This is a genomic window from Achromobacter sp. 1012554356 (assembly GCF_059760815.1).
In genome coordinates this window covers 1-26,006 of the sequence record NZ_JCBANC010000035.1, presented here as the reverse complement: position 1 = coordinate 26,006, position 26,006 = coordinate 1, and the positions used below count along the sequence as shown (strand labels likewise).

23 protein-coding genes and 1 pseudogene are annotated in these 26,006 nt (G+C 66.5%); 9 read left to right on the top strand and 15 right to left on the bottom strand.

Going from position 1 to position 26,006, the window contains the following annotated elements:
• Window positions 1-759, bottom strand: a complete 759-nt coding sequence (locus tag AC6LJW_RS18190; protein WP_427987651.1) for an SDR family oxidoreductase — start codon at window positions 757-759, stop codon at window positions 1-3.
• A gap of 163 nt (window positions 760-922) precedes the next feature.
• Here AC6LJW_RS18190 and AC6LJW_RS18185 point away from each other — a divergent pair, with 163 nt between their 5' ends.
• The 3 genes from AC6LJW_RS18185 (at window position 923) to AC6LJW_RS18175 (ending at window position 4,530) form a co-directional block, all read left to right on the top strand.
• Window positions 923-1,861 (top strand): GlxA family transcriptional regulator, encoded by a 939-nt coding sequence (locus AC6LJW_RS18185; RefSeq protein WP_056571923.1) that lies wholly within the window; start codon window positions 923-925, stop codon window positions 1,859-1,861.
• Window positions 1,862-2,031: 170 nt separating this feature from the next.
• Complete coding sequence (locus AC6LJW_RS18180; protein WP_498087918.1) at window positions 2,032-3,270, top strand: MFS transporter; 1,239 nt, start codon at window positions 2,032-2,034, stop codon at window positions 3,268-3,270.
• Between the two features lie 15 nt (window positions 3,271-3,285).
• Complete coding sequence (locus tag AC6LJW_RS18175) at window positions 3,286-4,530, top strand: arsenic transporter (RefSeq protein WP_498087917.1); 1,245 nt, start codon at window positions 3,286-3,288, stop codon at window positions 4,528-4,530.
• A gap of 88 nt (window positions 4,531-4,618) precedes the next feature.
• Here the strand turns inward: AC6LJW_RS18175 and AC6LJW_RS18170 are convergent, their stop codons facing one another.
• From AC6LJW_RS18170 to AC6LJW_RS18140, 7 genes are all read right to left on the bottom strand, one after another.
• Entirely contained in the window at window positions 4,619-5,743 is a 1,125-nt protein-coding gene (locus AC6LJW_RS18170; RefSeq protein WP_498087916.1) for a methyltransferase, read from the bottom strand.
• A gap of 140 nt (window positions 5,744-5,883) precedes the next feature.
• Window positions 5,884-7,551 carry an OFA family MFS transporter gene (locus AC6LJW_RS18165; RefSeq protein ID WP_056571770.1) on the bottom strand — a complete coding sequence of 556 codons (1,668 nt, stop codon included), beginning with the start codon at window positions 7,549-7,551 and terminating at the stop codon, window positions 5,884-5,886.
• 128 nt (window positions 7,552-7,679) lie between these two features.
• Entirely contained in the window at window positions 7,680-7,937 is a 258-nt protein-coding gene (locus AC6LJW_RS18160; protein ID WP_056571767.1) for a formate dehydrogenase subunit delta, read from the bottom strand.
• A gap of 18 nt (window positions 7,938-7,955) precedes the next feature.
• Complete coding sequence (fdhD, locus tag AC6LJW_RS18155) at window positions 7,956-8,777, bottom strand: formate dehydrogenase accessory sulfurtransferase FdhD (RefSeq protein WP_056571765.1); 822 nt, start codon at window positions 8,775-8,777, stop codon at window positions 7,956-7,958.
• 26 nt (window positions 8,778-8,803) lie between these two features.
• Complete coding sequence (gene fdhF, locus AC6LJW_RS18150; protein ID WP_427987656.1) at window positions 8,804-11,680, bottom strand: formate dehydrogenase subunit alpha; 2,877 nt, start codon at window positions 11,678-11,680, stop codon at window positions 8,804-8,806.
• A gap of 13 nt (window positions 11,681-11,693) precedes the next feature.
• Window positions 11,694-13,274, bottom strand: coding sequence for a formate dehydrogenase beta subunit (locus tag AC6LJW_RS18145; RefSeq protein ID WP_056571759.1), 1,581 nt, complete (start codon window positions 13,272-13,274; stop codon window positions 11,694-11,696).
• Window positions 13,271-13,828: a formate dehydrogenase subunit gamma gene (locus AC6LJW_RS18140; RefSeq protein ID WP_056571757.1), complete on the bottom strand. Its 558-nt coding sequence runs from the start codon at window positions 13,826-13,828 to the stop codon at window positions 13,271-13,273. Before AC6LJW_RS18140 ends, AC6LJW_RS18145 begins: the two co-directional genes overlap by 4 nt.
• Window positions 13,829-13,986: 158 nt before the next feature.
• Here AC6LJW_RS18140 and AC6LJW_RS18135 point away from each other — a divergent pair, with 158 nt between their 5' ends.
• From AC6LJW_RS18135 to mobA, 3 genes are read left to right on the top strand one after another with little or no spacing between them, the layout of a single operon-like run.
• Window positions 13,987-15,096: a substrate-binding domain-containing protein gene (locus AC6LJW_RS18135; RefSeq protein ID WP_498087915.1), complete on the top strand. Its 1,110-nt coding sequence runs from the start codon at window positions 13,987-13,989 to the stop codon at window positions 15,094-15,096.
• 7 nt (window positions 15,097-15,103) lie between these two features.
• Window positions 15,104-16,204, top strand: coding sequence for a GTP 3',8-cyclase MoaA (gene moaA, locus AC6LJW_RS18130; RefSeq protein ID WP_498087914.1), 1,101 nt, complete (start codon window positions 15,104-15,106; stop codon window positions 16,202-16,204).
• A 7-nt stretch (window positions 16,205-16,211) separates the two neighbouring features.
• Complete coding sequence (mobA, locus tag AC6LJW_RS18125; protein ID WP_498087913.1) at window positions 16,212-16,832, top strand: molybdenum cofactor guanylyltransferase MobA; 621 nt, start codon at window positions 16,212-16,214, stop codon at window positions 16,830-16,832.
• On the opposite strand, the gene AC6LJW_RS18120 is transcribed toward mobA, so the two are convergent.
• From AC6LJW_RS18120 to moaC, 5 genes are read right to left on the bottom strand one after another with little or no spacing between them, the layout of a single operon-like run.
• A complete protein-coding gene (locus AC6LJW_RS18120) occupies window positions 16,817-18,022 on the bottom strand; it encodes a molybdopterin molybdotransferase MoeA (RefSeq protein ID WP_498087912.1) in 1,206 nt (401 codons plus the stop codon). The two genes, mobA and AC6LJW_RS18120, sit on opposite strands and share 16 nt — an antisense overlap.
• A gap of 3 nt (window positions 18,023-18,025) precedes the next feature.
• Entirely contained in the window at window positions 18,026-18,547 is a 522-nt protein-coding gene (moaB, locus tag AC6LJW_RS18115) for a molybdenum cofactor biosynthesis protein B (protein ID WP_056571741.1), read from the bottom strand.
• On the bottom strand, window positions 18,544-19,026 hold the full coding sequence (locus tag AC6LJW_RS18110) for a molybdenum cofactor biosynthesis protein MoaE (RefSeq protein ID WP_427987579.1): 483 nt from the start codon (window positions 19,024-19,026) through the stop codon (window positions 18,544-18,546). Before AC6LJW_RS18110 ends, moaB begins: the two co-directional genes overlap by 4 nt.
• 4 nt (window positions 19,027-19,030) lie before the next feature.
• Window positions 19,031-19,282, bottom strand: coding sequence for a MoaD/ThiS family protein (locus AC6LJW_RS18105; protein WP_056571920.1), 252 nt, complete (start codon window positions 19,280-19,282; stop codon window positions 19,031-19,033).
• A complete protein-coding gene (moaC, locus tag AC6LJW_RS18100) occupies window positions 19,263-19,751 on the bottom strand; it encodes a cyclic pyranopterin monophosphate synthase MoaC (RefSeq protein ID WP_056571735.1) in 489 nt (162 codons plus the stop codon). The genes AC6LJW_RS18105 and moaC overlap by 20 nt, the downstream gene beginning before the upstream one ends.
• Before the next feature lie 166 nt (window positions 19,752-19,917).
• On the opposite strand from moaC, the gene AC6LJW_RS18095 reads away from it, so the two are divergent.
• Together AC6LJW_RS18095 and AC6LJW_RS18090 are read left to right on the top strand one after the other, a co-directional pair.
• A complete protein-coding gene (locus AC6LJW_RS18095; RefSeq protein ID WP_498087911.1) occupies window positions 19,918-23,523 on the top strand; it encodes a DUF748 domain-containing protein in 3,606 nt (1,201 codons plus the stop codon).
• A 68-nt stretch (window positions 23,524-23,591) separates the two neighbouring features.
• A complete protein-coding gene (locus AC6LJW_RS18090) occupies window positions 23,592-24,473 on the top strand; it encodes a dienelactone hydrolase family protein (RefSeq protein WP_498087910.1) in 882 nt (293 codons plus the stop codon).
• Window positions 24,474-24,709: 236 nt separating this feature from the next.
• On the opposite strand, the gene AC6LJW_RS18085 is transcribed toward AC6LJW_RS18090, so the two are convergent.
• Window positions 24,710-25,132 carry a hypothetical protein gene (locus AC6LJW_RS18085; RefSeq protein WP_427986499.1) on the bottom strand — a complete coding sequence of 141 codons (423 nt, stop codon included), beginning with the start codon at window positions 25,130-25,132 and terminating at the stop codon, window positions 24,710-24,712.
• A 247-nt stretch (window positions 25,133-25,379) separates the two neighbouring features.
• On the opposite strand from AC6LJW_RS18085, the gene AC6LJW_RS18080 reads away from it, so the two are divergent.
• Window positions 25,380-25,883: a peroxiredoxin gene (locus tag AC6LJW_RS18080; RefSeq protein WP_056571722.1), complete on the top strand. Its 504-nt coding sequence runs from the start codon at window positions 25,380-25,382 to the stop codon at window positions 25,881-25,883.
• Window positions 25,884-25,907: 24 nt separating this feature from the next.
• On the opposite strand, the pseudogene AC6LJW_RS18075 reads toward AC6LJW_RS18080, so the two are convergent.
• Window positions 25,908-26,006 (bottom strand): annotated as a pseudogene (locus AC6LJW_RS18075) (peroxiredoxin); the annotation flags it as partial.

The window sequence follows — 26,006 nt, the reverse complement described above, 5'->3', positions numbered from 1 at the left end:
TCAGACCGGAATCGGATTGTCGACCAGGCTTTGATTGAACGCGTGCACGAAGGCATGCTCATTCGAACCGGGGTTGTCGCGCAGATCGCGAATGGCGTCGACGAGCACTTCGGGCGCATCGCTCGCCAGCTTCTGCATCGTCTCGGCGATGAAGGCGTCCAGCGGCATGGCCCGCGGATCGCCGCTCTTCTTGATCAGGTCCGTGTCGACCCACGGCGGCGCGATCTCCTGCACCGTCACATTGGTGTCGCGCAGCATGAATCGTTGCGACAGCGCGTACGAATGCAGGGCGGCCTTGGCCGCCGAGTACACCGCGTTGGTGGCGATCGGCACGTAGGCGAGCATCGACGTGTTGTGGATGATCGTCGCGCGCGGTTGCGCCTTCAGATGCTGGATGAGGGCGGATGTGAGGCGGATCGGTCCCAGCAGGTTCGTTTCCAGGATCTGCTGCGACACGGCGTCGTCGACCGTGGACGAGGGATCATCGAACGGCATGATGCCCGCGTTGTTGATCAGCACGTTCAGCGTCGGGTATTTGGCGATCAAGGTCTTGGCGACGCGGTCGATATCCTGAGCATCCGAGATATCGAGCTGAATACCTTCGATACCCGGATGCGCCGCGGCGATCTCGTCCAGCAGTGCCTGCCGGCGGCCGGCAATGATGACTTTGTTGCCCAGGTTGTGAAAAGCGACGGCCAGCGCGCGGCCGATGCCGGAAGTGCCGCCGGTGATGAAGATGGTGTTTTGCGTCAGTTGCATGTCGGTGCCTCGGTGGGTTGCGGTGTGGTCACTATGAGGCAGTTCGGTTGTGGCTCAAATGTCAATAAAGCGTCGTTTTAGGACATAAGGTATCGATGTTCATTGACGAATGCCGTGTGGCTTGAATAGCCTATATCAGTCATTTACAGACACGGGTTTGAACATGCGCCAGATCGGCCTCATTCTCGAAGACGGTTTCCAGGTCATGGGCCTTGCCGCGCTCGCGGCCTTCGAGTTCGCGAACATCGCGCTGGACCGCGACGGTTACCGCGTCACCATCTTGTCGGAAGGCGGCGGCCTCATCCGGTCCACCATGAACGCCGGCATCGAGACGGTCGCCCTGGGCGTCATGCCCGACACGCTGATCGTGGCGGGCGAACTGTTGCCGGGGCCGATCTCGCCCGGCCTTGCCCGCTACGTGGCGCGCGCCGCCACCGAAGCGCGCCGCGTCGCGGGCGTCTGCACGGGCGCGTTCGTCCTTGCGCAGGCAGGTCTCTTGAACGGCCGCACCGCCACCACGCACTGGGCGCACGCGCGCAGCCTGCAGGAACGCTTTCCCGAGGTGCGTGTCGAGCCCGACCGCATCTTCGTGCGCGACGGCAACATCTGGACGTCCGCCGGCATGTCGGCCGCCATCGATCTGGCCCTTGCCCTGATCGAAGACGACCACGGCGCGGCGCTGGCCCGCGACGTTGCGCGGCGGCTCGTGGTCTATCACCGCCGGCCGGGGGGGCAATCGCAGTTTTCCGCCTTGCTGGAACTGGAGCCGCGCTCTGACCGGGTTCAGCGGGCGCTGGTCTACGCCAAGGAGCATCTGCGCAATCCGCTGACGGTCGAGGAACTGGCCGACGCAGCCAGCCTGTCGCCACGGCAGTTCAGCCGGGTGTTCCGCGAAGAGACGGGGCATTCGCCCGCGAAGATGGTGGAGCTGCTGCGGCTGGAAGCGGCCCGCGCAATGCTGGAAGAAGGGCGGCATTCGCTGGACATCGTGGCGCGGGATACCGGCTTCGCGGACCGCAACCGCATGCGGCGGGCGTTCCTGCGCGCGTATGGCCAGCCGCCGAGCGAGGTCAGGCGCGGGGCGCAACTGGCCGCCACATAACGCGGCATAGTGCGGCATTGCGCCGCTGAATCTGACAGGGCGTTGAACGCCGGCCGCTGTAGCGCAATGTCGCTGACGCCCGAAACGATGTGATCTAAGATGCGCCATTCGCTCGCGGGCACACGCCTGGCGCGCGGCACCGATCGATATCCACGCTCTCCACGTCTGCCTTGCACTCTCCATCGCCCGCGACGCGTCCTCTCGATTGGCTGAACTTCTTCGTGGCCGATGTGCGGGACGGACTTGGCCCGTATCTCGCCATCTACCTGCTTGCCGTCCATCATTGGCGCCCCGACAGCATCGGGCTCGTCATGACGATATCCGGGCTGGCTGCGCTGGCGGCCCAGACACCCGCGGGCGCGCTGGTGGACCGCGCATCGAACAAGCGCGCGCTCCTGATCGCTGCCGCCGTGCTCGTGACGGTCGCATGCATGGCGGTCCTGGCCAGCCCGAACCTCGCGTGGGTCACGCTGACGCAGGCGGTGGCGGGCGTCGCATCGTCGGTGTTCGCGCCCGCCATTGCAGGCATCACCCTCGGGCTGACCACTGCGCACGTCTTCACGGAACGCATCGCGCGCAACGAGTCGTTCAACCACGCGGGCAACGGGGTGGCAGCGCTGCTGGCGGGCGGCCTCGCGTACGTGTGGGGTCCGGTCGCGGTGTTCTACCTGATGGCGGCGATGGCGCTGGCCAGCGTGGCTGCGACGATGCGCCTTCCCGCGCATATCGATCCGGATAAGGCGCGCGGCCTGGAAGCTGGCCACGATTCCGCCGCGCACGCGCAGCCCGTGCCGCTGCGCCAGTTGCTGTCCAACCGGCCGCTCGTGCTGCTGGCCGTGAGTTGCGCGCTGTTTCACCTGGCCAATGCGGCCATGCTGCCGCTGGTCGGGCAAAAGCTTGCCCTGGCAAACCCTGCGCTGGCCACGCCGCTCACCGCCGCCTGCATCGTCGCGGCGCAGTTCGTGATGATTCCCGCGGCGATGGCAGTGGGGCGGTATGCGGACCAGTGGGGGCGCAAGCCGCTGCTGCTGATCGGTTTCCTCATCCTGCCGTTGCGCGGCGTGCTCTACACGTTCTCCGACGATACGGCGTGGCTGGTGGGCGTGCAGCTGCTCGACGGCATCGGCGCGGGCATCTTCGGCGCAGTGCTGCCGCTGATGGTGCTGGACCTGACGCAGGGCACCGGCCGGTTCAATGCGAGCCTGGGCGCCGTCACCACGGTGTTCGGTATTGGCGCATCGCTCAGCAACGGGCTCGCCGGCCTGATTGTGCAGCACGCGGGTTACAGTGCAGCGTTTCTTGCGCTTGCCGGCATTGCTGCGCTGGCCTGCGTGACCTTGCTGGTGTTGCCGGAGACGCGCGGCGCCGCCACGGCGCGCGCGGCATCGGCGTCTTCTTCCCTTCCTTGACCGTCCTCTGAACGCATGTCGCTATCCAATGCCGTGATCTGGTTGATTGCCGCCGCGACCACCATGGCCATCCTCTTTCGTCCGTGGCGGTTGCCTGAATACGTGTGGGCCACGACCGGCGCAGTCGCGCTGGTGGCGCTGGGATTGCTGCCTGCCGCGCAGGCCGGCAGCGCCATCCTCGAGGGCACCGACGTCTACCTGTTCCTGATCGGCATGATGCTGGTGGCCGAGGTCGCCCGACAGGCGGGCCTGTTCGACTGGGTCGCGGTGGCTGCGGCCGATCACGCGGCCGGGTCGGCGCGGCGGCTGTTCGATCTGGTGTTCCTGGTAGGCACGGTGGTCACGGTGCTGCTGTCCAACGATGCGACTGCGGTCGTGCTGACGCCCGCCGTCTATGCGGTGGCGCGCGTGGTCGGCGCGCCGCCGTTGCCTTACCTGTATGTCTGCGCCTTCATCGCCAACGCGGCCAGCTTCGTCCTGCCGATCTCCAATCCCGCCAACCTGGTGGTGTTTGGCGACCGCATGCCCGCGCTGGGGCCGTGGCTGGCGCACTTTGCGCTGCCGTCCGTCTTGGCCATCGGCTCCACGTACGTCACGTTGCGGCTGGTGTTTCGCGATGATCTGCGGCAACCGTTGAAGGCCTCGCCGCCGTTGCCGCCCATGACGTGGCCGCTGCGCATGGCCGCGCTGGGCGTGGCCATCACCGCCGGGACGCTGCTCATCACGTCGGCGCTGGGTCATCGTCTGGGTCTGCCGACGCTGATCGCCGGCTGCGTGTCGGCGGCGCTGGTGCTGGCGGTTACGCGGTCGGGCCCGCTGCGTCTCATCAAGGGCGTTGCGTGGGGCGTGCTGCCCCTGGTGGCCGGATTGTTCGTGCTGGTCGAAGGCATGGCCGCCAGCGGCGTGCTGCAGGATCTGGCAAATCTGATGCGGGGCTTGTCCGCCGACGCCGCGTTGTGGGCCGGCGGCGTGGGCGCCGCGCTGTCGGGCAACGTCATCAACAATCTGCCGGCCGGGCTGATGGCGGGGACGCTGGCCCGCATGGCCGACCTGTCCAGCGCCACGACCGCCGCGCTGCTGATCGGGATCGACCTGGGGCCCAATCTGTCGGTAAGCGGTTCGCTCGCCACCTTGCTGTGGCTGCTGGCCGTGCGCCGCGAAGGGATGCATATCAGCGCGCTGAGCTTTCTGCGGTTGGGCATTGTGGTGATGCCCCCCGCGCTGATCCTGGCGCTGGGCGCGCTGCACGTCTTCAGTTGACGCGGCATGTCTTGAATTGACGCGGCGCGCGGGCCCGGTGATGGCTCGCGCGCCCGTCCGGTCCCGCGTCAGAACGTGCCGCGGACCGTCAGACGCCGGTTGCGCCCAATCTCCACAGCGACGTCATTTCCTTCGACCGCGCCGCATACAGGGGATCATTCGCGTCCCGCGCCTTGCCGTGTACCGGCCGCGTATCCAGCTTTTCGATCACGCGCAGTCCAGCGGCCTCGATCATTTCCAGCAACTGTTCGCGCGTGCGCAAGCCCAGGTGCTCGGCCAGGTCCGAAAGAATCAACCATCCTTCGCCGTTCGGCGTCAGATGATCCTTCAATCCATTCAGAAACCCGCGCAGCATGCGGCTGTCCGGGTCGTACACGGCATGTTCCAGCGGCGAGCTGGGCCGTGCCGGCAGCCACGGCGGGTTGCAGACGATCAGCGACACGCGGCCGTCGGGGAACAGATCCGTCTGTTCGACGTCCACCTGTCCCGACAAGCCCAGACGTTCCAGGTTCTCGCGCGCGCAGGCGATGGCGCGCGGATCCGTGTCGGTGGCGATGACGCGCTTGCCGCCGCGGCGGGCGATGACCGCTGCGAGCACGCCGGTGCCCGTGCCGATATCAAAGGCCACGCTGCCGCGCGGCATCGGGGTGTTGGCGATCAGATCCACATATTCGCCGCGCACCGGCGAAAACACGCCGTAGTGCGGGTGGATGCGGTTGTTCAGGGCGGCAATTTCAACGCCCTTTTTGCGCCATTCGTAGGCGCCGATCAGGCCCAGCAGTTCGCGCAGCGACGCGACGTAGGGCGTATCGCCCGGCACGTTCGCGGCTTCGCAGGCCAGATGCGCGTCAGGCGCGCGGCGCAAGGGGATGGTGTGGCCGGCGTCGAAGGGAATCAGCAGCATGCCCAGGATGCGGGCGCGCTGCGACTGGACTTGACGATGCTGGTTGAAGGCCTCAAGTTGGGTTTCCACCGGTTTGCGCGGACGCTTGTCGACGCGGCGCGTGATGGCCTGCAACAGCTGGCGCGCGTTCTGGAAATCGCCGCGCCACAGCAGGCCGACGCCTTCGCAGGCGTGGCGGTAGGCCATGTCGGCGGTCAAGGTGTCGTCGGCAACGATGACGCGCTTGGGCGGCGTGGCGCCGGTTTCCGAGTGCCAGCGGGCCGAGCGGGCGACGCCGTTTTCTTCCCAGTGCAGTTCAGGCGCGTTCAAGATGTCGCTCCGGTGGGAAAAAGGGGGAAGGGCAGGATCATGGGTGTGGCACATAAAAGATAAGGGCGCGGGCTGCCAATGTAGCAGCTTCGCGCCCTGGGACTGGCGCGCGGCGCTTGCGGCGCCGCGGCATTGTGGGGTCAGTGGAACAGGACGACGGCCTTTTGCAGCGTGATCCAGATGCCCCAGGCCAGCGGGATGCCGACGCAGGCCCACGCAAAGACGATCAGCGCGGGCGGCGTGCGGAAGCTGGACCTGCCCACGCCGTGGGTTTCGGAGGCGACGGCGCGCTCGTGCGCCAGCGCCTTTTCCTTGGCCAGTTCCTCGTCGGTCATGAAGTACTTGGCGTTGACCGGACGGATGGCCAGGTTGCACAGGAATCCCACGACCAGCATGCCGGCCAGGATGTACATGGTGATGTCATACACCTGGGCGCGCGGCACGCCGATGGACAACTGGTACTCGCGAATGTAGTTGACGAGGACCGGGCCGAAAATGCCTGCCGCCGACCACGCGGTCAGCAACCGGCCGTGGATGGCGCCCACCATCTGGGTGCCAAACAGGTCGGCCAGGTAGGCCGGCACGGTGGCAAAGCCCCCGCCGTACATCGACAGGATGACGCAGAAGGCCGCCACGAAAAGCGCCAGGGCGCCGATGTGCGCGGTCCAGGGAATGGCGGCGTACAGGAAGAAACCCAGCACGAAGAAGACGAAGTACGTCATCTTGCGGCCCAGCTTGTCCGACAGGCTGGCCCAGAAGAAGCGGCCGCCGATGTTGAAGAGGCTGAGCAGGCCGGTGAAGCCGGCGGCAATGGCGGCGATGGCCGCGAGCTGGTCCTTGTCGAGCTGGCCGAAACCCAGTTCAGGCTTGTCGATCAGTCCGCCGCCAAACACCTCCTGCAGCAGCGGCGACGCCATCCCGAGAATGCCGATGCCCGCGGTGACGTTCAGGCACAGCGCCCACCAGACCAGCCAGAACTGCGGCACGCCCCAGACGCGTTTCACGTGGACGTGGCGCTGCGTGATCATGACGTTGTTGACCTGCTTGGCGGGCGGCGTCCAGCCGGCGGGCTTCCAGCCGGTGGGCGGCACGCGGTAGCCCAGGGCGCCCGACATCATGAAGATGAAGTACACGAGCGCCATCGTCAGAAAGGTCTGCCAGACGCCGGGCGAGGTTGGTGTCGCGAAGTGGCGCATCAGCAGGTCGGCCAGCGGCGCGCCAATCATGGCGCCGCCGCCAAAGCCCATGATGGCCATGCCCGTCGCCATGCCGCGGCGGTCCGGAAACCATTTGATCAGTGTGCTGACCGGCGAGATGTATCCCAGCCCCAGCCCGATGCCCCCGATCACGCCCGACCCCAGCCACAGCATCCACATCTGGTGCAGGTAGATGCCGATAGCCGAAATGACCAGGCCGCCGCACCAGCACAGCGCCGACACGACGCCGGCCTTGCGCGGGCCGGCGCGTTCCAGCCAGCCGCCCCACAGCGCGGCGGAACACCCCAGCAGCACGAAGAACAGGGTGTACATCCACCCCATCGTCGAGATCTTCCAGTCACAGCTCGTGGTGAAGAGCTCTGCCGCGAGGCTCATGTCGGGCGGGCAGGCCAGGGGTTTCGCGCCGCCCACCACCTTGGACAACGGCAGCCAGAACACGGAAAAGCCATAGGCCATGCCGATGCACAGGTGGATGGCCAGGGCGGCCGGCGGCACCAGCCAGCGCGAGAAGCCCGGCCCCGCGATAGTGCGTTCTTTGTCGAAAAAACCCGGTCTTGAGCCGGGTAGGTCCAGGGTGGCGCTACTTTCCATGATGTCTCCTCAGGGGTGCGGCTTTATAGCGTGCGTCGGCCGGAAAAGCCCGGTGACGCCGCCTCTTTTATGGATCTGTTGCTGTCCTGCCACTTCGGGGTGGGCCGTCATGAGGCGGCCCGGGTGCGCTATGCGACGCGCGCAAGCGGGGTAAGGCGCTTGCGATGTTGGGTGACCGCCTGCAGCACCAGCGGATGCAGTTGTTCCTCGCCGGCATCCCCGTCGGGGCTGCGCGCCAGAAAGTCCAGCAATTCGTTGCGCATGCGGGGCTCCCAAAACTTCTGGATGTGATTGGTGACGCCTTCCAGCGCCTCGGGCCGGTCCGGCATGGCGTCGAAGAACTGGCCGATGCGGTTGGCCATGCGGATCAGGTTGACGATTTCCATTGCTATCTGGCGTCCGGTTCAGGTGAGGATGCGTTCGGGGTGGGTATAGATGGTGGCGTCGCCATCGCGCGTGAAGCCCAGCAGCGTCACGTTGGCGTCGGTGGCCAGGCGGATGGCCAGGGCGGTGGGGGCGGAGACCGAGGCCAGCACGGCGACGCCGGCGGCTGCGGTCTTCTGCACCATCTCGAAGCTGGCGCGGCTGGATACCACGACGATGCCGTCGCTGCCGTTGACCGCCTGCCGCGCCAGGGCGCCGGCCAGCTTGTCCAGCGCGTTGTGGCGCCCCACGTCTTCGCGCACCAGGGCCACGGCGCCGTCGGCGCCCGCCCAGCCGGCGGCGTGCGTGGCGCCGGTGATGTCGTGCAGCGTCTGGCGCGCACGCATGTCGCGCATGGCGGCCAGCACGGCCTCGATGCGCACGGGTGCGCCGTTGGTCACCGGGGCCACCGGCCGCAGCACTTCGGGCAGGGTTTCGACGCCGCACAGGCCGCAGCCGGTGCGTCCGGCCATGGCGCGGCGCCGCGTTTTCAGGCGCATTTCACAGGCGGACGAAATCTCCAGTTGCACGACGATGCCGCCGCATTGCGGCAGCAGATCGATGCCGCGCACGTCGCTGACGCTGCCGACGATGCCTTCGGACAGCGAGAACCCCACGGCAAAGTCTTCCAGGTCTGCCGGTGTGGCCAGCATGGTGGCGTGGCTGATGCCGTTGTATTCCAGCGCCACCGGGGTTTCCTCGGCCACGTAGTCGGTCTCGGCGTCGGGGGCGATGGCCCCCGATCGCACGCGGATGACCTCGGTCGGCGTGCAGTCGGGGCGGGCGGTGGTCGGCGTAGGCATGGGATCCCTGGCGTGCTGGCTGTCGGTTACTTCCCGGTCAGCGCCGCCTCGGTCTCGCGTGAGCGTTCGCGCAGGAGCTTTTGCTGGATATCCGCAAATCGCGACCATTGCCGCTGCCATTCCGAAGGCTGCGACACGCGCGTCACCTGCACGGCCGTGACCTTGTACTCGGGGCAGTTGGTCGCCCAGTCGGAGCTGTCGGTGGTGACGACGTTGGCGCCGGACTCGGGAAAGTGGAACGTGGTGTATACCACGCCCGGCTGCACACGGTCGGTCAGCGTGGCACGCAGCACGGTCTCGCCGGCGCGGCTCTGGATGCCGACCCAGTCTCCCTCGGCCACGCCCCGGTCTTCGGCGTCCTGCGGATGGATTTCCAGCACGTCCTCGCCATGCCACATCACGTTGGGCGTGCGGCGGGTCTGCGCGCCCACGTTGTATTGCGACAGGATGCGGCCCGTGGTCAACAGCAACGGGAAGCGGCGCGTGCTGCGTTCATCGGTAGGCACGTACTTGGTGATCATGAAACGGCCCTTGCCGCGCACGAACTGGTCGATGTGCATGATGGGCGTGCCGTCCGGCGCGTCGTCGTTGCACGGCCATTGCAGGCTGCCCAGCTTGTCGAGCTTGTCATACGTGACGCTGGCGAATGTGGGCGTGAGCCGCGCGATTTCTTCCATGATCTCGCGCGGGTGCTTGTAGTTCATGGGGTAGCCCAGCGCGTTGGACAGCGCCACCGTCACTTCCCAATCGGACTTGCCGTTCTTGGGCTCCATGACCTTGCGCACGCGTGAGATGCGGCGCTCGGCGTTGGTGAAGGTGCCGTCCTTTTCCAGGAACGAGGAGCCCGGCAGGAAGACGTGGGCGTACTTGGCGGTCTCGTTCAGGAACAGGTCCTGCACCACGATGCACTCCATCGCCGCCAGCGATGCCGCCACGTGCTGCGTGTTGGGATCGGACTGCACGATGTCCTCGCCCTGGCAGTACAGGCCCTTGAACGACCCGCCCAGCGCGGCCTCGAACATGTTGGGGATGCGCAGGCCGGGCTCGGGCTGCAGCGTGACGCCCCAGTCCTTTTCGAATTGCGCGCGCACGGTGTTGTCGGAGATGTGGCGGTAGCCGGGCAGTTCGTGCGGGAACGAGCCCATGTCGCACGACCCCTGCACGTTGTTCTGGCCGCGCAACGGGTTGACGCCCACGCCTTCGCGGCCGATGTTGCCGGTGGCCATGGCCAGGTTGGCGATCGCCATGACGGTGGTCGAGCCCTGGCTGTGCTCGGTGACGCCCAGGCCGTAATAGATGGAACCATTTCCGCCGGTGGCAAACAGGCGCGCCGCGCCGCGCACGGCCTGCGCCGGCACGCCGGTGATTTCTTCCATGGCTTCCGGCGAGTTCTCGGGCAGCGAGACGAAGTCGCGCCATTCGCGGAATGCCTTTTCCTCGCAGCGCTCGGCCACGAAGTCCTCGGCGATCAGGCCCTCGGTGGCGATGACGTGCGCCAGTGAGGACAGCAGCGCGGTGTTGGTGCCGGGCCGCACCTGCAGGTGGAAGTCGGCCTTGATGTGCGGCGAGCTGACCAGCTCGATGCGGCGCGGGTCGATGACGATCAGCCGCGCGCCTTCGCGCAGCCGGCGCTTCAGGCGCGATGCGAACACGGGGTGGCCGCTGCTGGGATTGGCGCCCATGACGATGACCACGTCGGTGTGCATGACGGAGTCAAAGGTCTGCGTGCCGGCCGATTCGCCCAGCGTCTGCTTCAGGCCGTAGCCGGTGGGTGAATGACACACGCGTGCGCAGGTGTCGACGTTGTTGGTGCCGAAGGCGGCGCGCACCAGCTTTTGCACCAGCCAGGTTTCTTCGTTGGTGCAGCGCGAGGACGTGATGCCGCCCACGGCATCGCGCCCGTACTGGCTCTGAATGCGGCGGAACTCAGAGGCCGCGTAGTTGATGGCCTCGTCCCAGGACACTTCCTTCCAGGAATCCGTGATGTGCTTGCGGATCATGGGCTTGAGCACGCGTTCCTTGTGCGTGGTGTAACCCCAGGCAAACCGCCCCTTCACGCAGGAATGGCCGCGATTGGCCTGGCCGTCCTTCCAGGGGACCATGCGCACGACTTCCTGGCCCTTCATCTCGGCCTTGAAGCCGCAGCCCACGCCGCAGTAGGCGCAGGTGGTCACGACCGAGTGCTCGGCCTGGCCCATCATGATGACGGTCTTTTCCTGCAGGGTAGACGTGGGGCAGGCCTGCACGCAGGCGCCGCAGGACACGCATTCGCTATCGAGGAAGGGCTGGTCCTGGCCGGCCGACACGTGCGAATCGAACCCCTTGCCGGAGATCGTCAGCGCGAACGTGCCCTGGGTTTCCTCGCAGGCGCGCACGCAGCGGTTGCAGACGATGCACTTGGACGCGTCGAAGGTGAAGTACGGGTTGGATTCGTCTTTTTCGGCCTTCAGGTGGTTGGCGCCGTCGTAGCCGTAACGCACGTTGCGCAGGCCCACCACGCCCGCCATGTCCTGCAGTTCGCAGTCGCCGTTGGCCGGACAGGTCAGGCAATCGAGCGGATGGTCCGAGATGTACAGTTCCATCACGCCGCGCCGCAGATCGTGCAGCTTGGGGGTTTCGGTAAAGACCACCATGCCATTCTCGGCGGGCGTCGTACAGGACGCCGGATAGCCGCGGCGGCCTTCGATCTGCACCAGGCACAGGCGGCATGATCCGAAGGGTTCAAGGCTGTCGGTCGCGCAGAGCTTGGGGATGTTGATGCCGGCGTCCGCGGCCGCGCGCATCAGCGACGTGCCTTCGGGGACGGTGATCTCCTGGCCGTCGATGGTCAGGGTGACGGTCTTTTCGGACACGCGCGCCGGCGTGCCCATGTCGCGATCGCGCTTGATGACGGTTTCTAGCATGGCGGTCTCGGGTTCAGGCCACGTGGGCGGCAGACTGGGAGGACTCGATGCCGAAGTCCTGCGGAAAATGGTTCAGCGCGGACAGCACCGGGTAGGGCGCCATGCCCCCCAGCGCGCACAGCGAACCGCCAAGCATCGTGTCGCACAGGTCGCGCAGCAGATGCACCTGCTGCTCGCGCTGTTCGCGGCTTTGGTTGCCGCCTGCGATCTTGTCGATGGTTTCCATGCCGCGCGTGGAGCCAATGCGGCAGGGCGTGCACTTGCCACAGGACTCGATGGCACAGAACTCCATGGCGTAGCGCGCCATGCGCGCCATGTCCACGGTGTCGTCGAACGCCACCAGACCGCCATGGCCGATCATGGCCGAGATCTGGATGTAGGCCTCGTAATCCAGCGGCACGTCCCATTGCGATTCGGGCAGATAGGCGCCCAGCGGGCCGCCCACCTGCACCGCGCGCAGCGGCCTGCCCGACGCGCTGCCACCGCCGAATTCATACAGCAGATCGCGCAGGGTCAACCCAAAGGCCTTTTCCACCAGCCCGCCGTGCTTGAGGTTGCCGGCAAGCTGGAACGGCAGCGTACCGTGCGAGCGGCCCACGCCGTAGTCGCGGTAGTACGCCGCGCCTTTGGCCAGGATGATCGGCACGGTGGCCAGCGAGATGACGTTGTTGATGACGGTGGGCTTGCCGAACAGGCCCGAGATGGCGGGCAGCGGCGGTTTGGCGCGCACGACGCCGCGCTTGCCCTCCAGGCTTTCCAGCAGCGAGGTCTCTTCGCCGCAGATGTAGGCGCCGGCGCCCTTGCGTACTTCCAGGTCGAAGCGGCGGCCGCTGCCATGGACGTCGTCGCCCAGCCAGCCGACGCTGCGGGCGCGTTCGATGGCCGCTTCGAGCGTGGCGATGGCGTGCGGGTATTCGGACCGGACGTAGATGTAGCCGTAGGTCGCGCCGACCGCCAGGCCCGCGATCGTCATGCCTTCGATCAGGACGTACGGATCGCCTTCCATCAGCAGGCGGTCGGCAAAGGTGCCGGAGTCGCCTTCGTCGGCGTTGCAGACGATGTACTTGGTGTCGCCGGGCGTGCCCGCCACGGTCTTCCACTTGATGCCGGTGGGAAACGCCGCGCCGCCGCGGCCGCGCAGACCGGATTCCACCATTTCGTCGACGATCTGGGCGGGCGCCATGGCCAGCGCGCGCTTCAGGCCCTGCAGCCCGCCATGCGCGGCGTAGTCCTGCAAGGACAGCGGATCGATCACGCCGACGCGGGCGAACGTCAGGCGCTCTTGATGCTTGAGATAGGGGATTTCCTCGGTCAATCCCAGGCGCAGCGCATGTTCGCCGCCCGTCAGCCAACCGGCGTCGAACAGCGACGCGACGTTTTCCGGCTGCACCGGACCGTAGGCGATGCGGCCTTGCGGCGTGGCGATTTCAACCAGGGGTTCCAGCCACAGCAGGCCGCGCGAGCCGTTGCGCACCACCTGCACGGACAGGCCGCGCTGGTCGGCGATGCGTTCGACCTCACGGGCCACGATATCGGCGTCCATGGCCAGCGCCGCGGCGTCGCGCGGCACGTAGATGACGACGGGGGCGCTCATGGCGTGTCCTCCAGCGTGCGGGCCAGCAGGCGGTCGAGCTTGGCTTCGGTAACGCGGGCGTGCGGCTGGCCGTCGATCATGACGGCGGGCGACTGCGCGCACAGGCCCAGGCAATACACCGGCTCCAGCGTGAAGTTGCCGTCAGGCGTGCTGCCGTGGAAGTCACAGCCCAGCGCGGTGCGCGCGTGGGCGGCCAGGCGTTCGCCGCCCATGGACTGACAGGCCTCGGCTCGGCAGACCTCGAGCGTGTGGCGCGCGGCCGGCTCGGTGCGGAAATGGGGGTAGAACGTGATGACGCCGTGGACTTCGGCGCGGGAAAGGTTCAGGGCCTCGGCGATGGTTTGCACCGCCTCGGCCGGAATACAGCCCAGTTCGTGCTGGACCGCGTGCAGCACCGGGAGCAGCGGGCCGGGCTGGTCTTGCAGCCGGGCAAGGATACGGGCCGTGGCCGCGATGGCCGGGGTGGTGGATGCCTGGGCGGCGTCCAGGGCCAGCTTGCCGCCCCGTGCCCCACCGCTGGATGCCAGATCGGATTTTGCCTCGCGCAGGTGCACGTCGGTCTCCTCCTGTGTTGCATGACCCCGTCAACGGGGGCTTATGTGGCGGCTGGATCACAGCCAATTTATATGTTTAAAAAAACATATAAACTGCGCGTCCGCCGCGTTATTTGTGTACTCTAACGAGGTACTTGAACGCCTTCAATAAGAAATAAATGACATATAAGTTCCGAATCGGCCTGCGGCCGCAATGGACATTGGGCGGAGACGACGAGGCGACCCCCGTGCCGTTGCAGGACATGCTTGCGTTGCTGGCAGCCATCGATGCCACCGGCAACATCGCAGGCGCCTGCCGCGCCTGCGGACTGTCGTACCGGCACGCCTGGGGCGTGTTGCGGCGCTTCGAGACCCTCTTTGGCACGCAACTCCTTATCACCAACCGTCGCCAGGGCACGCAGTTGTCGCCCTTTGCGCAGCGCCTGCTGTGGGCCAACCGCCGCATCGAGGCGCGGTTGATGCCCACGCTGGACAGCATGGCGTCCGAACTGCAAGAGGAACTTGAACGCCTGCTGCCCGAAAGCGGCCCGCATCTGCGTCTGCACGCCAGTCACGGGTTTGCGGTGGAATCGCTGATGCAGCACATGAGCGGCCGCACGCCCGGACTGGAACTGCGCTATCGGACGGCGATCGAGGCGCTGGCGTCGCTGGAACGGCACGAATGCGACCTGGCGGGCTTCCAGGTGCCGCTGGGCGATTTTGAATCACCCATCATGGAACGCTACGCGCAATGGCTGCATTCGGACGACTACATGCTGATCCACCTGGCCGTGCGCAATACGGGGCTCTTCGTCACCGCCGGCAATCCCAAGCAGATCCGAGGCATGGCGGATCTGGCGCGCCGCGACGTGCGCTTCGTGAACCGGCAGATCGGTTCCAGCACGCGGTACCTGGTCGGCCTGATGCTGCAGCGCGCCGGCGTGTCGATCGGCGAAGTGCAGGGCTACGAGACCAACGAATTCACCCACATGGCGATTGCCGCGCACATTGCCAGCGGCATGGCCGATACCGGGGTGGGGGTGGAGACGGCGGCGTGCCGGTTTGGGCTGGACTTCATTCCGCTGGTGCGCGAGCGCTATTTCTTCGCCATCCGCAAGGCGTCTTTGGACACGCCAGCCATGCAGGATTTGCTGTCCATCATGCGCGGGCCGGATTATGTCGGTTACGTGGGCCAGCTCGTCGGCTACGACGCCCGCGATACGGGCCGGCTGCTGACTTTGGAAGAGGCTTTTCCCCGTGAACGCGCGCCGCGATCCGCCGGGATATGATGTGCCAATGAGCAAAGTGATTTTCCTTGCCGATCGCCGCGGCGCACCGCTTTCCGTGGCGCCCGGGGAACTGCCGCCGCCCGGGCAGCCCGCGCTGGACCAGCGCGCGCGTCCGCTGCGTGACCTGCGCATTTCCGTCACCGACCGCTGTAACTTCCGCTGCACGTATTGCATGCCGCGCGAGGTCTTCGACAGCAGCTACAGCTTCATGCCGCATTCGGCGCTACTGTCCTTCGAAGAAATCAGCCGGCTGGCCGGCATCTTCACGCAGTTGGGCGTCGAAAAAATCCGCCTCACCGGCGGCGAGCCGCTACTGCGCAAGCACATCGAAAACCTGGTCGGCATGCTGGCCGACCTGCGCACGCCGCAGGGCCGGCCGCTGGACCTGACGCTCACCACCAACGGCAGCGTGCTTGCGCGCAAGGCCGCCGCGCTGAAAAGCGCCGGGCTCACGCGCGTGACGGTCAGCCTGGATGCGCTGGATGCGGCCATGTTCCAGGGCATGAGCGACAGCGGCTTCACGCCGGACGACGTGCTGCGCGGCATCGATGCCGCGGCGGACGCGGGTCTTGCGCCCGTCAAGGTCAACATGGTGGTGCGCAAGGGGCTGAACGACGGGCAGATCCTGCCCATGGCCGAGCGCTTCCGCCACAGCGGCCACATATTGCGCTTCATCGAATACATGGACGTGGGCAACAGCAACGGCTGGAACCTCGACGAAGTCGTGCCGTCGCGCGAAGTGCTGGACCGCATCGGCGCCGTGCATCCGCTGGAACCCGTGGAGTCTGTGGAAATGGGCCGCGTGGCCGAACGCTGGCGCTATGTGGACGGCGGCGGCGAGATCGGCGTCATCTCCAGCGTCACGCACGCGTTCTGCGGAGGCTGTACGCGCGCGCGCCTGTCGCCCGAAGGCAAGCTCTATATGTGCCTCTTCGCCCACGAAGGCCACGACCTGCGCGCCCCGTTGCGCGACGGCGCGACGGACGAAGAACTGGCGCGAATCCTGGCGGGCATATGGTCCGCGCGCGGCGACAACTATTCCGAGCTGCGCGGCCGGAACATGGCGGATCCGTCGCGCAAGATCGAGATGAGCTACATCGGTGGTTGAATCTTCATTGGCACGTGGTGCTGTCGCCGGGTTGATCCTGGCCGGCGGCCAGGGCACCCGCATGAACGGGCAGGACAAAGGGCTGGTCGTCTTGCGCGGCGAACCGATGGTGGCGCATGTGGCACGTTGCCTGGCGCCGCAGGTTGGACGCTTGATCATCAGCGCGAACCGGCACGCGTCGGTGTATGCGCAATACGGCGAGGTTGTTGCGGACGGCGCGCCTGAACTGGGCGAATGGCAAGGCCCATTGATGGGCATCGCGGCGGCGTTGTCGGCGGTTTCTGTGCAAGATACCGCCACGCCGCAATGGCTGGTTGTCTCACCGTGCGACACCCCGTTCGTGCCCGCCGACTTGGCAAGCCGCCTGATCGGCGCGGCGCGGGCGGCCAGTGCGCCGATGGCTTACGCCGTCGCCCAAGGCCAACGGCATTCCGCCTGCATGGCGCTGCGCACGGCATTGCTACCTGAATTGCTGGCCTACTTGCGGGGCGGCGATCGCAAGGTCGGGCTGTGGCAGGCAAGGGCGGGCGCGGTCGAAGCGGTGTTCGACGATGCGCCGCCGCATGCCTTCATGAACGTCAACACGCCAGAAGAGCTGGCGCTGGCTGAACGCTACGCCAGCCAGTGACGCAGGTCGTAGTAAGCGACCGTGTCCCTGTCCTGCACCAGCACGTCCGCTGGCAGGCGCGCAAGACCCGTGGACCACGGCAATGAGCTGATCACGCCCGACCCCTGATGACCGTACGGCACGAGCTCGCTGCCGCCTTCGTCCGCCACGCGGCATTGCACGCGCAGGAATTCCTCGCGGCCATCCTGGCGCGGCTGCGCGGTGCGCAGCGGCAATTGGCTTACCGGCGGGAAGATGTCCTCGCGGCCCTGCATGCGGCGCATCAGCGGCGTTACCAGCGTGGCGAACACGGCATAGGCCGACACTGGATTGCCGGGCAGGCTGACCACGGGCTTGCCGTCGATCTGCGCCAGCGCCACCGGCTTGCCGGGCTTCATGCGCACCTTCCACAGCGACAGCTCGCCGCCCAGCGCGGCCAGCGCGGGCTTGACCAGATCGCGCTCGCCCACCGACACGCCGCCCACGCTCAGGACCAGATCGCAATCGGCCAGCAGGGTCTTGAAGGCGGCCTGCAGGTCGGCCTCGGTGTCGCGCGCGTGCAGCACGTGGACGGGCAGGGCGCTCATGCCGCGCACCATCGCCGCCAGCATCGGGCCGTTGGAGTTGTAGATCTGTTCCGTGGCGCGCGGCTGGCCCGGCAGGACGAGTTCGTCGCCGGTGGTCAGGATGCCGACGCGCAACTGGCCGTAGACGGGCACGGTGGCCATGCCCTGCGAGGCCAGCAGTGCAACGTGCGCGGCCTGCAGCAGCGTGCCCGCCGGCAGCAGCGCGGCGCCGGCCATCGTGTCTTCGCCGCGGCGGCGGATGTGCTGGCCCGGCCGGGGTTCGCGCGAAATCTGCACGTGGTTGTCGGCTTCGGTCGTGTCTTCCTGCATGACGACCACGTCGGCGCCCGCCGGAATCACGCTGCCCGTAAAGAGGCGGATGGCGTTGCCGGGCTTCAGGGGCTTGGGCACGTCGCCCGCGTAGCAGCGCTGCTGGATGGGCAGGCGGGCCTCGGGACTCCAGTCGGCCAGGCGCAGCGCGTAGCCGTCCATGGCGCTGTTGTCGGCCGGCGGAATGTCCACCGTGGCGTCAAGATGGCTGGCGAGCACGCGGCCGCTGGCCTGCGCCAGGTCGACGTGCTCGATGCGTTGGAGGGGGGCGCCGGCGTTGGCCAGCAGGGTCTGGGCTTGATCGAAATCCAGCATGGGTCAGGCTTCTTCTTCGCGGTTCTTGAACTGTGAGGCGAAATTGCAGGGGCCATGGCCGCTGTCGAGCTGCTCGCGCAGAATCTTGGTCCAGGCGGTCTCGCACGCATTGTTAGAGCCCGGCAGGCAGAAGATCAGCGTCTGGTTGGCCGACCCCGCGAACGCGCGCGACTGGATCGTGGAGCTGCCAATCTCGGTGTAGGAAATCTGGCGGAAGAGTTCGCCAAAGCCAGGGATCTCGCGGTCCAGCAGCGGCATGATGGCCTGCGGCGTGTGGTCGCGATGCGAGAAGCCAGTGCCGCCGGTGGTCAGAATGACCTGCACTTCGGGGTCGGCGATCCAGTCGCTGATGATGCGGCGGATCTGATAGATGTCATCGCGCACGATGTCGCGCCGGACGCACTGGTGGCCGGCTTGCGCCAGGCTGTGCGCCAACAGGTTGCCAGACGTGTCATCGCCGGCGCTGCGAGTGTCGCTGATCGTCAGTACGCCGCAGCCCAACGGGATCGGAATGGCTTCGCTCATGGATTTTCCTTTTTGTCGGCAGTGTCTTCGTCCCAGGCATCCGTGCGGTCCTGGTCGGATTGGCGCTGTTCCACCCAGAAGCTGTCGCCGCCCGCCAGGGTTTCGCGCTTCCAGAAGGGCGCGCGCGTCTTGAGCGCGTCAATGATGTATTCGCAGCCGCGGAAGGCGTCGCCGCGATGGGCGCTGGCCGCCGCCACGAACACGATCTGCGCATTGCGGTGCAGCGCGCCCACGCGGTGCACGATGACCGTGCCGGCCAGATTCCAGCGCGCGCGGGCCGTGGCGGCGATGTCTTCGAGCTCGCGCTCGCACATGCCCGGATAGTGTTCAAGATAGAGCGTGTCGGTGGGCGTGTCCGGCGCGTAGTCGCGTACATAGCCCACGAAGGTCACGATGCCGCCCACCCCGGGACCGGCGGATTCCCGCAGCGCGGCGGTGAGCGAAGCGCCGTCGAAGTCGGCTTCCTGGACGCGGATCATGGCGTCAGCCCCCCGTGACCGGCTCGAATACCGCGACTTCGTCGCCGGCGCGGATCGGGGCGGTGGGCTTGGCGTGTGTCTGGTTGATGGCCAGCTTCAGGCGTGTGGCCGGTTCCAGCTGGGGATAGCGTTCGCCCAGCGCGGCCAGCAGTTGCGCGCCGGTGGATTCGCCCTGCACGGGCCAGATTTCGGTGCGCTTGCCGACCAGTTCGGCCACGCGCGCGAAGTACAGCAGATTAATCGTTGCGCCATTCACCACTTTTACCTCCCGCCTTGTACTTAAGACGAACTTGTTCGATCACGATGCCTTTGTCGGCCGCCTTGCACATGTCGTAGATGGTCAGCGCAGCAACGCTGCACGCCATCATGGCTTCCATTTCGACGCCCGTCTTGTAGCTGGTGCGGCAGGTGGACAGGATGTCGATGCGATGCTCGGCGTCGTCCAGCGAGAATTCCACACCGACAAAGGACAGTGGCAGGCTGTGGCACAGGGGGATCATGTCGGCGCAGCGCTTGGCGGCCAGAATCGCGGCCACGCGCGCCGTGTTCAGCACCTCTCCCTTGCCCTGGCCCGGCTGGGTCAGGAGGCCATAGGCCACGGCGTTCATGCGGATGGTGGCGGCGGCGATCGCCACGCGCTCGGTATCCGTCTTGGCGATGACGTCGACCATGCGGACCTGGCCGGCTTCGTCCAGGTGACTCAAGGTGGGGGTGGTCTCGGACATGGAAATCGGGATCAAGAATTGTTAATGAATGAAAAGAGCGGGGCCGGGCAGGCCGGCAGGGTCCGCTGTTCCGCCTATGATAGACGAGCGTTAAAGGGGGCGCGATAATCGCGCCTGCAGTCAGTGGAAGGTTGGATCGCCTTCAATATGTATCAGGAGACTTTCAATGCCCGTGCGGATGCCCAAGCTACGGTTCACCCGACGCGCCGGCAAGATTCTCCTGGGTATTGTGGCGTTCGTGCTGATTCTGTTTGGCGTTGCCGCCTGGCAAGTGCCGAAGGTGCTGCACGGCGTCCTGACCGACGATGTCTCGAAGATGATCGGGCGCGACGTTTCCGTCGGCAAGATCACGTTCAATCCCTTCACGCTGACCGTCCGCGCGCAAGACCTGGCCGTGGCGCAACCTGGCGCGCAGACACCGCTGCTGACCTTGGCCGAACTGGATGCCAGCGCATCGTGGACATCGCTGTTCTGGTTTGCGCCGGTGGTCGATCGTCTGACGCTGCGGCAGCCTAACATTGCCATCGTCCGCGAAGACGTCCTGCGCTTCAATTTCTCTGACATAGAACAACGCGTCGCCGAATTGGCCGCCGCCAAGCCGGACGAGCCGCCCAAACCGGACGAAGGCCTGCCGCGGTTCTCGCTCAACAACATGGTGATCGAGAACGGCACGATCACGCTGGACGACAAGGTCACCGGCCGCAAGCAGGTCGTGGACGAATTCACCATCGGCATCCCGTTTATCTCGACCTTCGGCTACGCCACCGACATCGACGTGCAGCCGCGCCTGCATCTGCGCATCAACGGCAGTCCCTTCGACCTGACCGGCGTGGCGCGTCCGTTCGACGTGGTGCCCTCGTCCACGCTGCGCGTCGCCTTCGATGGCCTGCAGCTCGAAAAATGGGCCGACGTCTGGCCCATGCCGCTGCCGTTCAAGGTCGAGAGCGCGCTGCTCGATTCGAACCTGCAGGTCGTTTTCGAGCAGCCCAAGGACGCGCCGCCCAAGATCCGCGTGGTCGGCGACCTGGGCTTGCGCCGCCTGGACGTGCGGGATCCGTCCGGCGGCAATCTGGCCGCGTGGAGCGCGTTGACCGTCAGCCGGCTGGAACTGGAGCCCATCGCGCGACAGGTCTACATTGGCGAGGTCGGGCTGTGGGCGCCGCAGATTCACGTGCGGCGTCATGCCAATGAACATCTGAACTGGCAGGATGTTGTCGCCGGGCTGAAGGCGCTGGGCGGCGTGGAGCCGACGGCGACGCCCGTTCGCGATGAAATGCGCAAGGCCAGCGGCTTGAAACCACTAGCCGCGAGCGGGACGCCGGCTGCGCCCGAAGCACAGTCTTCGGCTACGTCATCGGCTTCGACGCCAGCCCCCGCCGCCAAGGCTGACGCGGGCACGGCCTCAACGGCGCAAGCGCCCGCGGGACAAGCGCCCGCCGGACAATCACCGGACACGCAACCACCCGCTGACCCGGCCGCCGCGCCCACCGAATGGAAGGTCACCCTCGATGCCTTCAACCTGCACGAAGGCGAGGTCTACGTCACCGACGCGGTCAGCAAGCTCGACTACGTGATGACCGGCCTGGCCGCCACTGTCGAAGGCGTCGAGCTGCCGCAGCAGCCGGACCGGCCCATCAACCTGTGGCTGACCATGGACAACAGCGCCGACGGCGGCTGGCTGCGCGCCAAAGGGCCGCTGCTCATCAAGCCGCTGTCGCTCGACATGAACGTGCGCCTGGGCAACGTCGCGCTGGCGCCGCTGGCGCCGGCCCTACGCAGCGCCGCGCCCATCAGCCTGCTCGATGGCCGGCTGGGCGCCACCGCGCAGCTCCATGTACGTGAAAAGGGCGGTGCGATCGACGCGTCCGCCACGGCCGTCCAGGCCGACCTGACCCAGTTCAAGGCGCGCGACGAATCGCTCAAGCCCGCGCTGGACGTCGCGATGCAGTCGTTGCGAATCACCGCCGACCGCCTCGCCCTCGGGCCCGGCCCCAGCAACTTCACGGTGGCCGCCGCGGGCGTCCAGGGCGAAGGCAAGCTGGATCTCAAAGGCGTCTTCACGCCGCAGCCGCTCACGCTCAAGACCGCCGTCGACCTGTCCGGCCTGAACGTCGCCAGCTTTGCGCCGTACTTCGCCTCCAGCCTGAACGCCACCGTCCGCGCCGTCACGCTGGGCGCCAAGGGCAACGCCGAATTCACCGCCGCCGCCGGCAACGCGCCGATGAAGGCCGTCTGGAAGGGCGCCGTCGACGTCACCGACCTGGATTTGCAGGATCGCGTCAACAAGGACGACTTCCTGAATTGGAAGCGCCTGGGCTTCACCGGCATGGACATCTCCGTGGCGGGCGAGAAGATCGGCGCCAAACTGGGCGACATCGTCCTCGAAGACTTCTACGGCCGCATTCTGCTCAATGCGCAAGGACGGCTCAACGTCATGGATCTGGTGGCCGCGCCCGGACAGGCCGGCGGCTCCATCACGCAGGACACGCAGACCCCCGGACGCAGCGCCGATACGCCGGCCGCGCCGCCGGCTGCCGCAGCGTCCACTTCCTCTGGCAAGGGCCGCGGGGCGAGCGCCATGCCCGACATCTCGGTCAACAGCGTCACGCTGACACGCGGCCGCATGACCTTCACCGACCGCTTCGTCAAGCCCAACTACGTCGCCGAACTGTCCAACATCGAAGGCGGTATCACCGCCGTCTCCTCCACCAATCCCCAGCCCGCCAAGGTCAAGGTCACGGGACGGGTGTACACCACGGCGCCGCTCTCCATCAGCGGCGTCGTGCAGCCTTTCGCCCAATACCTCTCCTTGGACCTGAAGGCCTCCGCCAAGGGCGTCGACCTGCCGCGCTTCAACACCTATTCGGCCAAGTACGTCGGCTATCCCATCAAGCGCGGCAAGCTCTCGGTCGACCTGGAATACAAGATCAAGAACCGTGCGTTGCAGGCCACCAACCACGTCGTGCTCAACCAGCTCACCTTCGGCGACAAGACCAACAGCCCCGACGCCACCAAGCTGCCCGTGCTGCTCGCCGTGGCGCTGCTCAAGGACTCGCGCGGCAACATCGACATCCGGCTGCCCATCGCCGGCTCGCTCGACGACCCCGAGTTCTCGGTCGGCGGCATCGTCGTGCGCGTGCTGATGAATCTGGTGGTCAAGGCCGTGACCTCGCCCTTCAGCCTGCTCGCTTCCGCGTTCGGCGGCGGCGAAGAGCTGTCCTATGTCGAATTCGCGCCCGGCAGCGTCGTCCTCACCGACGACACCCTCCAGCGCATCGACACGCTCACCAAGGCGCTCACCGACCGCCCGGCCCTCAAGATGGACATCAGCGGCCGTGCAGACCCCAAGACCGACACCGAAGGCCTGCGCCAGGCCTGGGTCGACGCCAAGATCCGCGCCGCCAAGGCCGCCGACGTCGCGCCGCGCGGCAAGAAGCCCGACCCGAAGGGCGTCACGGTCTCCAACGCGGAACGTGCCAAGTACCTCGAAGCCGTCTACGATGACGCAGACCTCAAGGACAAACCGCGCAACTTCATCGGCATGGCCAAATCCATCCCGGCCGCTGAGATGGAAGCGATGCTGCGCGCGGCGGCCCCGGTCGGCGAGGAGCAACTGCGCCAATTGGCCGATGCCCGCGCGCAGGCTGTTTATGAGAAGTTGCAAGCCCAGGAAGGACTCGCGGATCGCGTGTTCATCGTTGCGCCGCAGCTGGACGCCGATGGCATCAAGGACGAGGGACAACCCTCACGCGTGGACTTCTCCCTGAAGTGAACTCGGCGGGCTCAGGCAGGGACGCTAGGCGCGTCCCTCCGTGCCCGTCTTTTACCAGGAGATTTTCGATGAAAGACCAGGACGACGCGCACTTCGACAGCCTGCTCCCGCCCTTGCGGCTGGACCGCCGAGGGTTCCTCGCCACCACTGCGGCGGCGGGTTTCTCGCTGGCGGCAGGCCCGGTGGCGGCGCAAACCGTCATCACCACGGACGCCAAGGGCCTCGTGGCCGGCAAGATCGAAATCCCCACCTCCGATGGCAAGATCCCGGCCTTCCGCGCCGCGCCGGATGGCAAGAAGAATCTGCCCACGATCATCGTGGTCCAGGAAATCTTCGGCGTGCACGAATACATCCAGGACGTCTGCCGACGCCTGGCGCATCAGGGTTACCTCGCCATCGCGCCGGAACTCTATGCGCGCCAGGGCGACCCGTCCAAGTACACCGAAATCCCCAAACTGCAGGCCGAGATCGTCAGCAAGGTCCCGGACAAACAGGTCATCGCCGACCTGGACGCCACTGCCGCCTGGGCCGCCGCCAACGGCGGCAATCCCGACCGTCTTGGCATCCTGGGCTTCTGCTGGGGCGGCCGCCAGGTCTGGCTCTACGCCGCCCACAACCCCAAACTCAAGGCCGGCGCCGCCTGGTACGGCCAACTGGCGGGCGACCCGACCGAACTCAAACCCAAGTCGGCGCTGGTCATCGTCAACGACCTGAAGGCCCCGGTCCTCGGTGCCTACGGCGGCAAGGACGCCGGCATCTCCCAGGCCGACGTCGACCGCATGCGCGTCGAACTCGCCAAGGGCTCCGCCGCCGCCAAGGCCTCCCGCATCGACATCTACCCCGAAGCGGGCCACGCGTTCCACGCGGATTACCGGCCGTCGTACCGCAAGGCTGAAGCCGAACAGGCGTGGACGCGAATGCTGGACTGGTTCAAGCAGAACGGGTTGTAAAAGACCCAAGCCCACGGGAAGGCCCCTAGACGCGCAGCGGCAGTACTCCGATACAAGACTCTGCGTAAGCCCCCGAAGGCCGCCCGCGCGGCCGACCGGGGGCGGGCACCGCAAGACCTTCGGTCAGCCCCCACGGTGGGCAAGAATCAGAAGAACCCAACCCGCCCCGATGACCGGCGTGCCGGGCGTCGAAAGAACTCAAATCATCCAAACCAGGATCCCAGGCTTTCAAGGAATTACCGAGCCTTCTCCCCCGGCAGCCCATCACTCACCTCCGCCAGCGCCCGCTTCATATCCTCGTACTTCATCACCCGCTCGCTCTGAAACCCGCCCAGCACACCCCGGCACCCATCCACACCAGACCGCTTCATCTCTTCCATCATCGTCTTCCCGTCGGCCTGCCCTTTGGCAAACGCCGCATCGAAGCTGCCCGTTGGAAATCCATATTCCTCGGCATACCGCGTCAGATTCTTGCGAGCCGTCTCCTGATGCTGCGCCAGATCAGGCTCTGAAGCCCCGCACGAACGCGCCGCGCCGTTGGAAGCGCCAGCGGCGATAACGAAGGAGTCGTATTGAGCCTGCTCCGCAGCATCGGGGGCCGCCCACGCCGGGGCAGCAGCGGCCAGCGTCAATGCCAGCCCGGTCAGGAATTTGCGCATCGAAAGTCTCCTGGTGAGACCCGCCACAGTGTTCGGTCTCTCGCGGCCGCAGCGGGCGATATCTAACACGGCATTATGGCAACCGCGCGTTTCCACCCCGTGTACTCGCCGTGTGGAGTCGTTTCGAACTGTTCATCTTCTTTTCGCCTTCCGCCAAAGGCAGCAAGCCGGCCTCGCTCGAACTATGATGGGGGCTGTGAGGCGCTCCTGCCTCAATGCATTGCCCCCTTTCATTCTGGAGATCTACATGACGATCAAAGTCGGCGATCGCGTGCCCGATGGCACGTTGACCGAATTCATCGAAACTGAAACCGCTGGCTGCTCGCTCGGCCCCAACGCGTTTCAGGTGGCCGACCTGACCCGCGGCAAGACCATTGCGCTGTTTGCCGTGCCGGGCGCCTTCACGCCCACCTGCTCGGCCAAGCATCTGCCCGGCTACGTCGAACAGGCCGCTGCCCTCAAGGCCAAGGGCATCGACGAAATCTGGTGCGTGTCCGTCAACGACGCCTTCGTCATGGGCGCCTGGGGACGCGAACAGAAGACCGACGGCAAGGTTCGCATGCTGGCCGACGGCTCCGCGCTGTGGACCAAGGAACTCGGCCTTGAACTGGACCTCGTCCAGCGCGGCATGGGCGTGCGCTCGCAGCGCTACTCCGCCCTGATCGTCGACGGTGTTGTGAAGCAACTGAACGTGGAAGCCGCTGGCAAGTTTGAAGTCAGCGACGCGGCCACCATGCTCTCGCAAGCCTGATCCTCGCAGGTTTCTGTTTTTCCGCCAGCGCTGCGAGCGCACGCCCATGCCGCGCTGGACGAGGTCCAGTTCAAGGCCGAGTTCCTTGGTCCACAGCGCGGAGCCGTCGGCCAGCATGCGAAC

What these genes read in the sequence shown, in the direction of transcription:
- AC6LJW_RS18190 (WP_427987651.1), bottom strand. Translation starts at nt 759, where the DNA reads ATGCAACTGACGCAAAACACCATCTTCATCACCGGCGGCACTTCCGGC.
- AC6LJW_RS18185 (WP_056571923.1), top strand. Translation starts at nt 923, where the DNA reads ATGCGCCAGATCGGCCTCATTCTCGAAGACGGTTTCCAGGTCATGGGC.
- AC6LJW_RS18175 (WP_498087917.1), top strand. Translation starts at nt 3,286, where the DNA reads ATGTCGCTATCCAATGCCGTGATCTGGTTGATTGCCGCCGCGACCACC.
- AC6LJW_RS18165 (WP_056571770.1), bottom strand. Translation starts at nt 7,551, where the DNA reads ATGGAAAGTAGCGCCACCCTGGACCTACCCGGCTCAAGACCGGGTTTT.
- AC6LJW_RS18160 (WP_056571767.1), bottom strand. Translation starts at nt 7,937, where the DNA reads ATGGAAATCGTCAACCTGATCCGCATGGCCAACCGCATCGGCCAGTTC.
- fdhD (WP_056571765.1), bottom strand. Translation starts at nt 8,777, where the DNA reads ATGCCTACGCCGACCACCGCCCGCCCCGACTGCACGCCGACCGAGGTC.
- fdhF (WP_427987656.1), bottom strand. Translation starts at nt 11,680, where the DNA reads ATGCTAGAAACCGTCATCAAGCGCGATCGCGACATGGGCACGCCGGCG.
- AC6LJW_RS18145 (WP_056571759.1), bottom strand. Translation starts at nt 13,274, where the DNA reads ATGAGCGCCCCCGTCGTCATCTACGTGCCGCGCGACGCCGCGGCGCTG.
- AC6LJW_RS18135 (WP_498087915.1), top strand. Translation starts at nt 13,987, where the DNA reads ATGACATATAAGTTCCGAATCGGCCTGCGGCCGCAATGGACATTGGGC.
- moaA (WP_498087914.1), top strand. Translation starts at nt 15,104, where the DNA reads ATGAGCAAAGTGATTTTCCTTGCCGATCGCCGCGGCGCACCGCTTTCC.
- AC6LJW_RS18120 (WP_498087912.1), bottom strand. Translation starts at nt 18,022, where the DNA reads ATGCTGGATTTCGATCAAGCCCAGACCCTGCTGGCCAACGCCGGCGCC.
- moaB (WP_056571741.1), bottom strand. Translation starts at nt 18,547, where the DNA reads ATGAGCGAAGCCATTCCGATCCCGTTGGGCTGCGGCGTACTGACGATC.
- AC6LJW_RS18110 (WP_427987579.1), bottom strand. Translation starts at nt 19,026, where the DNA reads ATGATCCGCGTCCAGGAAGCCGACTTCGACGGCGCTTCGCTCACCGCC.
- moaC (WP_056571735.1), bottom strand. Translation starts at nt 19,751, where the DNA reads ATGTCCGAGACCACCCCCACCTTGAGTCACCTGGACGAAGCCGGCCAG.
- AC6LJW_RS18095 (WP_498087911.1), top strand. Translation starts at nt 19,918, where the DNA reads ATGCCCGTGCGGATGCCCAAGCTACGGTTCACCCGACGCGCCGGCAAG.
- AC6LJW_RS18090 (WP_498087910.1), top strand. Translation starts at nt 23,592, where the DNA reads ATGAAAGACCAGGACGACGCGCACTTCGACAGCCTGCTCCCGCCCTTG.
- AC6LJW_RS18085 (WP_427986499.1), bottom strand. Translation starts at nt 25,132, where the DNA reads ATGCGCAAATTCCTGACCGGGCTGGCATTGACGCTGGCCGCTGCTGCC.
- AC6LJW_RS18080 (WP_056571722.1), top strand. Translation starts at nt 25,380, where the DNA reads ATGACGATCAAAGTCGGCGATCGCGTGCCCGATGGCACGTTGACCGAA.